Genomic DNA, 12,604 nt, shown 5'->3' with positions numbered 1-12,604 from the left:
CTGCCTTTCGTTCTGGTTGCGTTGCAAGTTTGGCCTTTAGGCCGGTTTACGTTTGCGATCGGCCACGTCCTGGGCCAGTTGTCGGGTGTAATGCTCCAGATCCACCAACGCGGCGTCTACGGCATCCGCATTCTGGGCCTCAAGCGCGTCCACTATTCTTGTATGCAGTCCTATTATCGCCTCTCGAGACCGCGCGGTGAATGTGATCATGTTCATCAACGGTTGCATCGCTTCTACAGCTCCGGCCAGTTGGTAAGACAAAACGGGATTTTCCGCACCATCCACCAACGCACGGTGGAATGTGACATCCGAGGCGCAAAACGCTTCATCCGTAAGGCCAGGTTGCGACTGGCGAAAGATCTCCGCCCGCATGGTGGCCAGTTGATCCGCTGTGCGTCGCTGGGCGGACAAAGGCGCACAGGCCCTTTCCAGTGCATAGCGCGCCTCGCATGCGGTATCGAAGCTGACGGCGTTCATCGATAGCAACAGGGTCGAGGTTGTAACTTGCTGTGAATAGGCGTCCTCAAAACTCAAACGGTTTACAAACGCGCCACCCGATGCGCCACGTTGTGTGCGGATCAAAGACTGAGCCGCCAGCCGTTTTAACGCTTCTCGCACGGTAGGGCGCGAGACCTGAAACTGATCGGACAACTCAGCCTCTGACGGCAAGCGGGCGTCCCCGATAAGCTCACCCGACACAATCGCATCCCGAATGGCTTGAGCGATCTGGGCGGACAGGTCAGCGGTTTTTCGGGGGGCGGCTTTCATGTTCAGAGGACCTTGGGCAAATTTTTATTTGTCTGACATTTAAAAGTCTGACATTTGAAAAGCAAGGGAGTTGAGTCGGGAGGCTGAAGTGAGTCGTACTTGGCTGCGCAGCGGAATGTGGCTGGGCTTTTATGTTCTGATCCTGTGGGCGTGGTGGGTCATGTTCTCGATGAGCCGGGACATGGACCTTGATCTGATCGGTCGCCCCGGACCCATGGGGCAGGCCATGGCGGCCATGGATCCGCGCATGGACATGTATATGCCCATGGCCGAGTTTGGGCCGCTGTTTTCAATGTGGGCGATCATGATGGCGGCTATGATGCTGCCCACGCTTGTACCAACCCTGCGCAGCTATGACGACCTGATCCGCAGCGCCAATGGCAGCCGTGCGGGTTGGCTGGGTGTTCTGGCGGGGTACTCGATCGTGTGGGTTGGGTTTGCGGCTCTGATCGCCGGGATTCAGCTGGCTTTGCTGTTTGGCGGTGCGGTCGATATGCTGGGCATCGCCAAGTCCGGCTGGATTGCGGGCGGATTGATGATTGCAGTGGGGGCCTTTCAGTTCACCCGCGCGAAAGAGGTCTGCCACGGCGTTTGTCATGCCCCGATGACCTATTTTCTGGGCCATTGGAAAACCGGCTTCGCGGGCGGGGTCCGCATGGGTTTGAGCCTGGGCGCGTTTTGCGTCGGCTGCTGCTGGGGTTTTATGGCGCTGGGATTTGTGGGCGGTGTCATGAGCTTGTTGTGGATGGGTCTCGCGACACTGTTCATGGTTTTGGAGAAACTCCCCCAAATCGGGCACGCGATCACGCGGCCCATGGGGTTTGTATTAATTACGGGCGGTCTCGTCCTGCTCGTCTATCCAATTAGCTACGGAGGTTAAGCCAATGGCAAAAAACAGAAAACCAGAAGCCGATCGGTTGCCCATCAGTCAGCGGATTGACAGCCGGATGCCAAACCCGAAACGGCGCGAAATGAGCCCAACGGAATGGTCGATCAAGGGCGAATTGATCCTGAACTGCTCGTGCGATGTATTCTGCCCCTGTGTTGTGTCGTTGGGTGCGCATCCTCCGACCGAGGGCCATTGCCATGCTTGGATGGGCGTCATCATCGATGAAGGGCACTATGAGGGCGAAGATCTTTCTGGGCTGAAGGTCGGTCTGTTGGTCGATATCCCGGGCCGGATGGGCGAAGGCCAGTGGAAAGTGGCGGCTTATGTAGACGAACGTGCCAGTGGCAAGGCGTATAACGGGTTGCTGCAAATCTTCAGCGGGCAGGCGGGCGGAACCACCGGGCTGTTCACCATGCTGGTGAGTGAGATCATCGGGGCCGAGCGCGCGCCCGTTCAGATCGAACGCGACGGCACCAAGCGCCGCATCATGATTGGCCGAAAGATACAGGGCGAGATTGAGATGCTGGGCGGTAAAGACCCAGAGCATCCCGTCATGGTTTCGAACTCGAAATACTGGATGGGCCCTGATATTATCGTGGCGCGGGGCACGAAGTCGAAAGTGCGTGATTACGGCCGGGTTTGGGATTTTGGCGGTAAGTCAGCCGAGATTTGTCCGATTGACTGGCATGGGCCTAAGTAATGATCACCGGCGCTTATGCACGTGAGATGGCGCAGTATAATCATTGGCAAAACAAGCAGTTGTCGGAGTTTATGCAAGCTTTGAGTCACGAGGAGCTGATCCTTGAACGCGGAGCGTTTTTTGGTTCGATCCTAGGTACCGCCAACCATCTGCTCTGGGGGGACTGGATCTGGATGTCCCGCTTTGACAAGGGGGACGGGCCAGAAAGCAACATTCACCGCGCGGGCGGCGGTATTCATGAAAGTGTGTATCTGTGCCCCGACCTGTCTGTATGGCTGCCCTTGCGAGAAAAGATTGATGCCCGCATCATCCGATGGGCTGACAGCTTGGGCGACGAACCTCTGACGGGTCCGTTCACGTGGTATTCAGCCGCGAAGGAGGCTGACATTACTTTGCCCTATGCGCGGTGCGTCATCCACATGTTCAATCATCAAACCCACCACCGGGGACAAGTGCACAAGATGCTGACTGAGGCGGGATCTGAAGCGCCGGTCAGTGATCTTGTCTTCATGCCGCAGGAGGATTGAATGCCGCAAATATCTCCTTCGCGCCGTTTGAGGCGCACGCCATTCTCGGATGGGGTCGAAGCTGCTGGGGTCAAAGGATATACGGTATATAACCGTATGTTATTGCCTACTGTTTTCGAAAGCGTTGAGGCCGACTATCGGCATTTGAAGACCCATGTGCAGGTGTGGGACGTCTCGTGTGAGCGACAGGTCGAACTACGCGGGCCGGATGCCGCACGCCTGATGCAGATGCTCACTCCGCGCGATTTGCGTGGGATGTTGCCGGGGCAGTGTTTCTATGTGCCGATCGTCGATGAAACAGGTGGAATGCTAAACGACCCGGTGGCTGTGAAGCTGTCCGAAGATCGTTGGTGGATTTCGATTGCGGACAGTGACCTGTTGCTTTGGGTCAAAGGGATCGCTGTGGGATACCGTCTGGATGTTCTCGTGGACGAGCCGGATGTGTCGCCGCTTGCTGTTCAGGGCCCCAAGGCGGACGAACTCATGGCCCGCGTATTTGGCGACCGCGTGCGGGATATCCGGTTTTTCAAGTTTGACATGTTCGAGTTTGAGGGACGCGATTTGGCCGTGGCGCGCTCGGGTTATTCCAAACAGGGCGGATTCGAGATTTATGTTGAGGGCAGCGACATTGGTATGCCCCTCTGGAACGCTTTATTCGCTTCAGGAGAAGACCTTGAGGTGCGTGCCGGCTGTCCAAACCTGATCGAACGGATCGAGGGTGGCTTGCTGTCCTATGGCAATGACATGACGGATGATAACACTCCGCACGAGTGTGGCTTGGGCAAGTTCTGCAACACGCATACCGCAATCGGCTGCATTGGCCGCGATGCATTGCTGCGTGTGGCCAAAGAGGGGCCCATTCAGCAAATCCGGCCTATTGCCATCGCGGGCGATCCTGTGCCGGGCTGCGATAGGCCCTGGGGTCTCTACGCGGATGGAAAATGGGTCGGGCAGGTGACTTCGGCGACCTGGTCCCCTGACTTCAAGACCAACGTAGCCATTGGCATGGTGCGATTGAGCCATTGGGACGCGGGAACGGAACTGGATGTTGAGACACCGGACGGGATGCGTCACGCAACCGTGCAGTCACATTTCTGGATTTGACACGGGGGTTGGGGGCGCTGCCCCCGTCGCTGCGCGACTCCCCCGAGGTATTTTGGGCCAGGTGAAGAACTGGTCCGGGCGCAGAAACACGAAAGGAATTGAGATATGTTCAATGCTCTTGTGATGGAGAAGGACGAAGAAAGCGGTTTGGCGAGCCCATCGGTCAAGCAATTGTCTGAAGATGATTTGCCGCATGGTGAAGTCACCGTTGCTGTCGAGTATTCGACGGTCAACTACAAGGACGGGCTCTGCCTGTCTGCTAAAGGCGGCGGGCTGGTCCGGTCCTACCCGCACGTTCCGGGCATTGACTATGCCGGTACGGTAGAGGCTTCGTCAGATGATCGCTACAAGCCAGGGGACAAGGTCGTTCTAACCGGTTGGCGCGTGGGTGAGGCGCATTGGGGCGGTTATTCTCAGAAAGCCAATGCGCGGGCCGATTGGTTGGTTCCGCTCCCGGACGGGTTGGACACGCGGCAGGCCATGGCTGTGGGTACCGCCGGGTTTACGGCGATGCTTGCGGTGATGGCGCTGGAGGATCATGGACTGACCCCGGATCGGGGACCGGTTCTGGTGACAGGCGCTGCAGGTGGTGTTGGATCGGTGGCCACGGCAATTCTGGGCAAGCTGGGATATGAGGTCGCCGCAGTAACCGGGCGGCCCGAAACCGGGGACTATCTGAAATCCTTGGGCGCGACGACCATTGTGCCGCGCGAAGACCTAAATGAGACCACCAAACGCCCGCTGGAAAGTGAAACCTGGGCTGGCTGTGTGGATGCAGTGGGTGGCGATATGTTGGCGCGTGTTCTGGGTCAGATGAAATACGGCTGTTCCGTTGCGGCAGTTGGTTTGGCTGGCGGGGCTGGATTGCCGGCGACAGTGATTCCATTCTTGCTGCGTGGGGTGAACCTGTTGGGCATCGACAGTGTAATGCAGCCCTTTGACAATCGGCTGCGCGCCTGGAAACGGATCGCCACGGATCTGCCGATGGACAAGTTGGACGCGATGATCCAACCCGCTGTGTTGTCAGATTTACCTCAGCTGGGGGCCGATATCCTGAAAGGACAGGTCAAGGGTCGCGTCGTAGTGGATGTAAACGCTTAGGTTCGAGCTTTCCAGCAGACCTGGACGGATTATTCCGACCAGGTCTGAGGTCGCAGGTTTGGTACAAAATGGTCGCAGCGCCTCTGGCCATTGATACAATTCCCGATCATGATTGCTATACATCCCATTTGCGATGGCGTAAGACCCATCGAAAGAGTACCTGAATACGGGGAGTGAGCAGCATGTCTGACGACTTCGAACTGGACACCGACGATCTCAAGCGCCGCATGGATGGCGCCATGGCCAATCTGAAAACCGAATTTGCCTCGCTGCGCACGGGGCGCGCATCGGCTTCCATGCTGGAACCTATCATGGTTGACGCGTATGGCTCGATGACGCCGATCAACCAAGTGGGCACAGTGAACGTGCCCGAACCGCGTATGGTGACTGTAAATGTCTGGGACAAGTCACTGGTGGGAAAGGTGGAAAAAGCCATTCGAGAAAGCGGACTTGGCATCAATCCTCAGCTGAACGGCACCATCATCATGTTGCCGATTCCCGAGCTAAATGAAGAACGCCGCCGCGAGCTGGGTAAAGTTGCCGGGCAATATGCGGAAAGCGCGCGAGTTTCGATCCGCAATGTGCGCCGCGACGGTATGGACCAGATCAAAAAAGCCAAGGCGGATGGAATGTCGGAAGATGACCAGAAGCTTTGGGAAAGCGAAGTTCAGGATTTGACGGATGAAATGATCAAGGCCGTTGATGTTGCGCTTGAGACCAAGCAAGCTGAAATCATGCAGGTCTGAGCTGGACTGATGCCCAAAGATCCCCAAATCGATCCGGTTTCCGGCCCACGCCACGTGGCTATCATCATGGACGGCAATGGTCGTTGGGCACAGGCGCGTGGACGCCCCAGACTGTATGGTCATCATGCGGGCGCGCGGCGTGTGCGAGAGGTGGTTGAGGCCTGTCCTGGCCTTGGGATCAAGTATCTGACTGTTTTCGCCTTTTCGACCGAGAACTGGAAGCGGACGCAGGTTGAGGTTGCAGGTCTGATGAGCCTGTTTCGTCGCTACATCATCAAAGAAACCCGGACACTTGCGGACAACGGAATCCGCGTTCGGTTCATCGGTGATCGCGTCCGGTTGGATTCGAAGCTGACCGATTTGATGGATGCTTTGGAACAGGAAACCAAGGACAACGACCTCGTGCATTTGACGGTGGCGTTGAACTACGGTGGCCGTGATGAGGTGGCGCGCGCCACCAAACGGTTGGCGCGTGATGTTGCCGAGGGGCGATTGAAGCCTGAAGAGGTGGACGAAGAAACTCTTCCTAAGTATCTGGATACGCGTGTTCTTCCTGATCCGGACCTTGTTATTCGCACCAGTGGCGAAGCGCGTATTTCAAACTTTCTTTTGTGGCAGTCGGCCTATTCGGAATACGAGTTTATCGATACTTTGTGGCCGGACTTTACGGCCGCCGAACTGGAAGCGCTATGCCGCAACTATGGCTCGAGAGAGCGCCGGTTCGGAGCGGTGCTGGCATGAGCGAAGGCCGATGGTCTGACCTGACAGCACGGGTTCTTTCTGCAGTCGTGCTGGTTATGGTGGGCGCGGTCGAGGTGTGGCTGGGCGGTGTTTGGTTTGAAACTTTTATCGCTGCAGCTTGCGGTTTGATGACCTGGGAACTGGTTCGGATGATCGATCCAAAAAGCCAGGGTACGGCCATTCAGCTTGGCGTCCTGACAAGCGCTGCGGTTTTGCTGAGTTACCATCTGCCACCTCTGTACACATTACCTGTCATTGTCGCGCCCGCCTTGGTGGGAATGGGGCAGGTGAGCCGATCCAAGATCCTTTATGGGCTGTTTGCTGTCTGGATTGTCGGCGCCGGGTTGGGGTTCATCTCGGTCCGCGAGAATTTTGGCTTTAGTTGGATGGTTTGGCTGATTGCCGTGGTCGTCGCCACGGATGTCGCAGGGTACTTTGTTGGAAAAATGATCGGCGGACCTAAGTTCTGGCCCAAAGTTAGCCCTAAGAAAACATGGTCGGGAACATTGGGTGGATGGGCTGCCGCCGCCTGCGTCGGGGTGGCCTTTGCGGCCCATGCCGGTTTCGGATTCGCGTTTGTTGTTGTTTCGATATTGGCTTCAATGGCCAGTCAAGCTGGTGATATTATCGAAAGTGCAGTCAAACGAAAGTTTGGGGTCAAGGACAGTTCAAACCTGATCCCAGGCCATGGCGGCTTTCTGGATCGCTTTGACGGCATGATGGGCGCTGCCTTGTTTGTCCTTATAGCTGGGCTGTTTTACGCGCCGGGTGGGATGTAATGCGCAGGGTTTCTATTTTTGGGGCCACAGGATCGATTGGGCAAAACACGATCGATCTGATCTCACGCGCGCCAAGCGACTATGATGTCGTGGCTCTGACAGGTGGGGCGAATATTCAGAAACTGGCCAATGACGCGCGCCGTTTAGGGGCCGATCTGGCGGTGACGGCACATGAAGACAAGTTGGACGATCTGCGCGCCGTGCTTACTGGCAGCGAGGTCGAAGCAGCGGCTGGCGCAAACGCCATTGCCGAGGCTGCAACGCGCCCAGCGGATTGGATCATGTCAGCCATTGTGGGCTCAGCAGGGCTTGCGCCGGGGATTGAGGCGCTGAAACAAGGTTCAACGCTGGCGCTGGCCAACAAAGAAACGCTGGTCTGCGCAGGGTCTCTGGTCATGGAGACGGCCAAGGCTCATGATGCGCGACTGCTGCCGGTCGACAGCGAGCATTCAGCCGTTTTTCAAGCTTTGGTCGGAGAAGACATCACTGCCGTTGAGCGCGTGATCATTACGGCCAGCGGTGGAGCATTCCGGGACTGGCCGATGGAAGATTTGGTCAATGCCACCGTTGAACAAGCGTCCAGCCATCCGAACTGGGACATGGGACAGCGCATTACAATCGACAGTGCTTCGATGTTCAATAAAGCCTTAGAAGTGATTGAAACAAGGGAATTCTTCTCTGTTTCGCCTGCGCAGATCGAGGTTTTGGTGCACCCTGAATCCATCGTACATGCAATGGTCGGGTACCGCGATGGGGCTGTGATGGCCCATATGGGAGCACCGGATATGCGCCATGCCATCGGCTATGCCTTGCATTGGCCAGAACGACGCGATCTTCCAGTGGATCGGCTTGACCTGGCGAAGGTCGGACAATTGAACTTCAAAGCGCCTGATCTGAAGCGATACCCGGCTTTGAAACTGGCGTGGGATGTAATGGAGCGCGGTGGTCTGGCGGGGGCGGTGTTCAATGCAGCCAAGGAACGAGCGCTGGATCATTTTATTGCGCGCCGGATCTCATTTCTGGATATGGCAGATGCCGTGGCCGCCGTTCTTGACCGATTTGACGCATCAGACGGCCTTATTGATGCCCCGATGACCCTTGATAACGTGCATCAAACGGACCATTTGGCACGTCAATGGGTCGATGACACCGTGGTGGAACGAGCAGGATAGAATTTTGGACGTACTTTCGCTGATACCTCAATTTGGCAATCTTCTTTGGACGATTGTGGCTTTTGTCATCGCGTTGTCCGTTATCGTGGCCGTGCATGAATACGGCCACTACATTGTGGGGCGCTGGTCTGGTATCCATGCCGAGGTGTTCTCGATCGGGTTTGGCCCTGTACTTTGGAGCCGCGTAGACAAGCGTGGCACCCGCTGGCAGATCGCATTGTTGCCGTTTGGCGGATACGTAAAGTTCCTGGGTGATGCCAACGCAGCGTCAGGCAAAGATGAAGAGGCGATGGGCGAAATCGCCACTCAAAGCCCCGAAGAGTTGCGGCGCACCATGCATGGAGCCCCCTTATGGGCGCGGGCTGCTACAGTGGCGGCAGGCCCGGCATTTAACTTTGCGATGTCCATTCTGGTTTTTGGCATGATTTTCTGGTCGCAGGGTGTTTCGCGCGAACCGTTGACCGTGGGTTCATTGCAACCTCTGCCAGGGACGGTGCAAGAGCTGCGTGAAGGTGATGTGATCATCGCGATCTCGGGCATCACTACGCCGGACTATGATGAAGAAGGGGCATGGCAGGATTTCATCGATGCACTGCCGGTGCAACCAGTTCTGGATTATACAGTAATCCGAGACGGCGAAACGCTGGACGTTCAGGCGCCTTGGATGTTCCCACCACTTATCCGGCAGGTCGCCCCGCGCAGCGCCGCAATGGATATCCAGCTTGAGCAGGGCGATGTTATCACTGCCGTGAATGGCGAGCCGATCTTTGCCTTTGATCAATTGAAGGACTTTGTCGAAAGCTCGGATGGCCGCGTTCTACTTTTGAACGTATGGCGAGACGGATCCGATCTGGAGTTTGCACTTGCGCCTCGACGCACGGACGAGCCTCAACCGGAAGGTGGGTTTGTCACCCATTGGCGGATCGGCATCATCGGTGGAATGATGCTAGAACCTGCTACGGAACCCGCCGGTCTTGTGGATTCACTGAGCGGCGGTGTCATTCAAACAGGTCGGATCATCGAAGGGTCTTTGTCCGGTATGTGGCACATGGTGACGGGCGCGATCAGCACCTGCAACATTTCCGGGCCAATCGGGATCGCCGAAACCTCGGGTGCGATGGCCAGCCAGGGCGCTCAGAACTTTATCTTCTTTATCGCAGTGCTGTCGACAGCCGTTGGTTTGTTGAACCTGTTCCCGATTCCTGCACTGGATGGCGGCCACTTGGTTTTCTACGCCTACGAAGCCGTCGCAGGTAAACCACCCAGCGACGGCGCATTGAGAATTCTCATGGGACTGGGCATCACTATTATCCTGACTCTGATGCTGTTTTCGGTTAGCAACGATCTGTTCTGCTGATTGTGGCGTTAGGCGCCAATTTGGGCCGCATTCCTGCCTTATTTCGGGACTATGCTCTTTGCGTCGAAAGGGTATCACCATGACCAAAGCGCTTAAAAAATCGTACCAGGGGTTCAGCCTGCTTTTCATGCTGAACCGTGACGTGTTGTTGAGCTTTGCGATGACAGCGCTGGCGCTGGCAGGTGCAGCTTATCTGGCCGGGATCTATCTGGCGGGATTCTGATTCTTACCGAAATGCTGGCAGCTTCTGGTCCACCCTCGTGGTGGAATGCTTCTATTTCGCCTTTTGACAAGCTCATTTAATCCCGTTACTCAGCAATAAAGTTCTAAAATTCTGGGTAGAGCACAAAATGACTGACAGGCGAAACGCGGGCACATCCTGCGGGGGGCAAATGCCGACAAACAATATTTTGTGGCAGGCGCTAACGGTTCTTTTCCTTTTTCTTGCAGCGAGTTTGACGGCTTTTCCGAACGCGGCGCAGGCGCAAAACTTCACGATCAACTCCTTCCAGGTTGAGGGCAACCGTCGGATCGAAACCGGCACAATTATTGCCCGAACCGGAATCGAACCGGGCCAAACAGTCACCGCCGGACAGATTAATGATGCCTATCAGCGATTGCTTGACAGTGGTGTATTTGAAACAGTCGAACTGACGCCGCGTGGCACTACTCTGGTGATCGAAGTTCAGGAATACCCCACGATCAACCAGATCAGCATCGAAGGAAACGCTCGGGTTAAAGATGACGTTTTGTTGGACGTCATCCAATCCGAACCGCGCCGAGTCTTTACCCCTCAGGTGGCAGAAGCAGACGCGGATTTGATTGCCGAAGTTTACTCAGCGCAGGGCAGGGTTGCCGCAACGGTCATTCCACGGATCATCCGCCGCAGTGACAACCGGGTCGATCTGGTTTTTGAAGTCGCGGAAGGCACAACCATCGAAGTTGAGCGTGTCAGCTTTGTTGGCAACCGGGCATTCTCGGACCGCCGTTTGCGCCGGGTTCTCGAGACCAAGCAAGCAACGTTCCTTCGGACCTTCTTCCGTAACGATACGTTTATTGGTGACCGCATCGAGTTCGACAAACAGGTCATTCGCGATTTCTACCTGTCGCGTGGCTACGTCGATTTCCGGGTGAACAGCGCCAATGTCGAATTCACGCGTGAACGGGATGCGTTCTTTCTGGTTATGAACGTCACAGAAGGGCAAAAGTTCTCGTTCGGCAAGATCACTACGGTCAGTGAAATCCCCGGCGTCAACGCCGCAGAATATCAAGATGCGCTGAAGATCAAACCTGGTGTGACTTATACGCCCACGCTGATTGAAAACTCGATTGCCCGGCAAGAACGTTTGGGCGTCAAGAAGGGCGTGGACTTCCTGCGGGTCGAGCCGCGCATCACCCGCAATGATCGCGACCTGACACTGGATGTGGAGTTTGTCCTGACAAAAGGTCCGCGCATATTTGTTGAACGGATTGACATTGAAGGCAACACCACCACGCTGGACCGCGTCATCCGCCGTCAGTTTGACACGGTCGAGGGTGACCCATTCAACCCGCGCGAAATTCGTCAGGCGGCTGAGCGGATCAATGCTCTGGGTTTCTTCGCCACCGCAGATGTCGAGCCGCGCGAAGGGTCTTCGCCCAGCCAGGTGATCTTGGATGTGGATGTAGAAGAACAACCCACAGGCTCGCTTAGTCTTGGTGGTAGCTACTCGGTAACGGACGGTTTCGGGATCGCGATTGGTCTGAATGAATCCAACTTCCTGGGTCGTGGTCAGAACCTAGGTCTGACGATTTCGACCGCCCAGGACTCCGAGCAGTATTCGATCAGCTTTACAGAGCCGTATCTGCTGGGCCGTAAGCTGCGTTTTGACTTGGGGCTGGGGCTGTCGGGAACAAACTCGGGCTTTGCCAGCTATGATACCAGCTCGCTGTTCTTCACCCCACAACTGACCTATGCCATCGGGGAACTGTCGTCGCTGCGGTTGCGCTATGGTTGGGATCGCAGTGAAATGACCCAGCAGGACAACGAAGTGAACGGTGCGGTTATTTCGTCGGAAATCGCTCAGGGTAAGCGAACGTCCAGCTCTTTGGGTGTGTCTTACGTGTATGACAGCCGTCGCGGTGGTTTGGACCCGAATTCCGGCGTTCTGTTCGAGGTTGGCGTTGATGCTGCGGGTCTTGGTGGCGACAACAAATACTTCAAAACCACCGCACGCGGCATCGCACAAACCCGCGTTTGGAACGAAGAGGTCGTGCTGCGGGCGTCGATGGAGCTGGGTGCGCTGCACTGGCGGGGGAACGATTTCAGCCGTACGATTGACCGCTTTGTGCTGGGGCCCAATACGTTCCGCGGATTCGAGCCTGCAGGTCTTGGCCCACGGGATCTGTCCAACGGTCAGGATGACGCCATCGGTGGTAACTATTACTGGGTTGCACGCTTTGAAAGCGATTTCCCGCTTGGCCTGCCCGAAGAATTGGGTCTGCGAGGTGGTGTCTTTTACGACGTCGGTAACCTCTATGACATCGACAACGTCAACACCGCCGGTGCGAATATCGTCGGCGCAAACGGCTCGATCCGCCACGTGATTGGCATCGCTGTTCTCTGGGACACTCCGTTCGGACCGTTGCGGTTCAACTTCTCGCAGGCTCTGAAAAAAGAGAGCTTCGACAAAGAACAGAACTTTGACTTTACGATTCAGGCTCGGTTCTGATCAGACATG

General features: G+C 56.2%; 13 protein-coding genes. 12 read left to right on the top strand and 1 reads right to left on the bottom strand.

The window, feature by feature from the left end; translation table 11 throughout:
* Positions 1-36: 36 nt before the first annotated feature.
* Positions 37-768 carry a FadR/GntR family transcriptional regulator gene (locus GOV89_RS04610; protein WP_171173886.1) on the bottom strand — a complete coding sequence of 244 codons (732 nt, stop codon included), beginning with the start codon at positions 766-768 and terminating at the stop codon, positions 37-39.
* A 115-nt stretch (positions 769-883) separates the two neighbouring features.
* On the opposite strand from GOV89_RS04610, the gene GOV89_RS04605 reads away from it, so the two are divergent.
* The 12 genes from GOV89_RS04605 (at position 884) to bamA (ending at position 12,595) form a co-directional block, all read left to right on the top strand.
* On the top strand, positions 884-1,648 hold the full coding sequence (locus tag GOV89_RS04605; RefSeq protein WP_171176165.1) for a DUF2182 domain-containing protein: 765 nt from the start codon (positions 884-886) through the stop codon (positions 1,646-1,648).
* A 4-nt stretch (positions 1,649-1,652) separates the two neighbouring features.
* Positions 1,653-2,357 (top strand): DUF1326 domain-containing protein, encoded by a 705-nt coding sequence (locus GOV89_RS04600; RefSeq protein ID WP_171173889.1) that lies wholly within the window; start codon positions 1,653-1,655, stop codon positions 2,355-2,357.
* Positions 2,357-2,884, top strand: coding sequence for a DinB family protein (locus tag GOV89_RS04595; RefSeq protein ID WP_171237617.1), 528 nt, complete (start codon positions 2,357-2,359; stop codon positions 2,882-2,884). Before GOV89_RS04600 ends, GOV89_RS04595 begins: the two co-directional genes overlap by 1 nt.
* Positions 2,885-3,988, top strand: a complete 1,104-nt coding sequence (locus GOV89_RS04590; RefSeq protein ID WP_171237616.1) for a dimethylsulfoniopropionate demethylase — start codon at positions 2,885-2,887, stop codon at positions 3,986-3,988.
* 105 nt (positions 3,989-4,093) lie between these two features.
* Complete coding sequence (gene acuI, locus GOV89_RS04585) at positions 4,094-5,089, top strand: acryloyl-CoA reductase (protein WP_171237615.1); 996 nt, start codon at positions 4,094-4,096, stop codon at positions 5,087-5,089.
* A gap of 182 nt (positions 5,090-5,271) precedes the next feature.
* Positions 5,272-5,835 (top strand): ribosome recycling factor, encoded by a 564-nt coding sequence (gene frr / locus GOV89_RS04580; protein ID WP_171173898.1) that lies wholly within the window; start codon positions 5,272-5,274, stop codon positions 5,833-5,835.
* 9 nt (positions 5,836-5,844) lie between these two features.
* Positions 5,845-6,576: an isoprenyl transferase gene (locus GOV89_RS04575; RefSeq protein WP_171173900.1), complete on the top strand. Its 732-nt coding sequence runs from the start codon at positions 5,845-5,847 to the stop codon at positions 6,574-6,576.
* On the top strand, positions 6,573-7,355 hold the full coding sequence (locus GOV89_RS04570; protein WP_171237614.1) for a phosphatidate cytidylyltransferase: 783 nt from the start codon (positions 6,573-6,575) through the stop codon (positions 7,353-7,355). The genes GOV89_RS04575 and GOV89_RS04570 overlap by 4 nt, the downstream gene beginning before the upstream one ends.
* Complete coding sequence (dxr, locus tag GOV89_RS04565) at positions 7,355-8,527, top strand: 1-deoxy-D-xylulose-5-phosphate reductoisomerase (protein ID WP_171237613.1); 1,173 nt, start codon at positions 7,355-7,357, stop codon at positions 8,525-8,527. Before GOV89_RS04570 ends, dxr begins: the two co-directional genes overlap by 1 nt.
* Before the next feature lie 4 nt (positions 8,528-8,531).
* On the top strand, positions 8,532-9,884 hold the full coding sequence (rseP, locus tag GOV89_RS04560; protein ID WP_171237612.1) for an RIP metalloprotease RseP: 1,353 nt from the start codon (positions 8,532-8,534) through the stop codon (positions 9,882-9,884).
* 79 nt (positions 9,885-9,963) lie between these two features.
* Entirely contained in the window at positions 9,964-10,107 is a 144-nt protein-coding gene (locus tag GOV89_RS04555; protein WP_171173909.1) for a hypothetical protein, read from the top strand.
* 127 nt (positions 10,108-10,234) lie between these two features.
* A complete protein-coding gene (bamA, locus tag GOV89_RS04550) occupies positions 10,235-12,595 on the top strand; it encodes an outer membrane protein assembly factor BamA (protein ID WP_171237611.1) in 2,361 nt (786 codons plus the stop codon).
* Positions 12,596-12,604: the final 9 nt, after the last annotated feature.

Origin of the sequence: Ruegeria sp. HKCCA5763 (genome assembly GCF_013034545.1) — a bacterium.
In the GTDB taxonomy this organism is placed as follows: domain Bacteria; phylum Pseudomonadota; class Alphaproteobacteria; order Rhodobacterales; family Rhodobacteraceae; genus Ruegeria.
This window is presented reverse-complemented; position numbering and strand designations above follow the sequence as displayed.

Bases quoted from the DNA above. Each gene is read 5' to 3' on its own strand.
- acuI (WP_171237615.1), top strand. From the start codon at position 4,094: ATGTTCAATGCTCTTGTGATGGAGAAGGACGAAGAAAGCGGTTTGGCG.
- GOV89_RS04555 (WP_171173909.1), top strand. From the start codon at position 9,964: ATGACCAAAGCGCTTAAAAAATCGTACCAGGGGTTCAGCCTGCTTTTC.
- GOV89_RS04605 (WP_171176165.1), top strand. From the start codon at position 884: ATGTGGCTGGGCTTTTATGTTCTGATCCTGTGGGCGTGGTGGGTCATG.
- GOV89_RS04570 (WP_171237614.1), top strand. From the start codon at position 6,573: ATGAGCGAAGGCCGATGGTCTGACCTGACAGCACGGGTTCTTTCTGCA.
- frr (WP_171173898.1), top strand. From the start codon at position 5,272: ATGTCTGACGACTTCGAACTGGACACCGACGATCTCAAGCGCCGCATG.
- GOV89_RS04595 (WP_171237617.1), top strand. From the start codon at position 2,357: ATGATCACCGGCGCTTATGCACGTGAGATGGCGCAGTATAATCATTGG.
- bamA (WP_171237611.1), top strand. From the start codon at position 10,235: ATGACTGACAGGCGAAACGCGGGCACATCCTGCGGGGGGCAAATGCCG.
- GOV89_RS04590 (WP_171237616.1), top strand. From the start codon at position 2,885: ATGCCGCAAATATCTCCTTCGCGCCGTTTGAGGCGCACGCCATTCTCG.
- dxr (WP_171237613.1), top strand. From the start codon at position 7,355: ATGCGCAGGGTTTCTATTTTTGGGGCCACAGGATCGATTGGGCAAAAC.
- GOV89_RS04575 (WP_171173900.1), top strand. From the start codon at position 5,845: ATGCCCAAAGATCCCCAAATCGATCCGGTTTCCGGCCCACGCCACGTG.
- GOV89_RS04600 (WP_171173889.1), top strand. From the start codon at position 1,653: ATGGCAAAAAACAGAAAACCAGAAGCCGATCGGTTGCCCATCAGTCAG.
- GOV89_RS04610 (WP_171173886.1), bottom strand. From the start codon at position 768: ATGAAAGCCGCCCCCCGAAAAACCGCTGACCTGTCCGCCCAGATCGCT.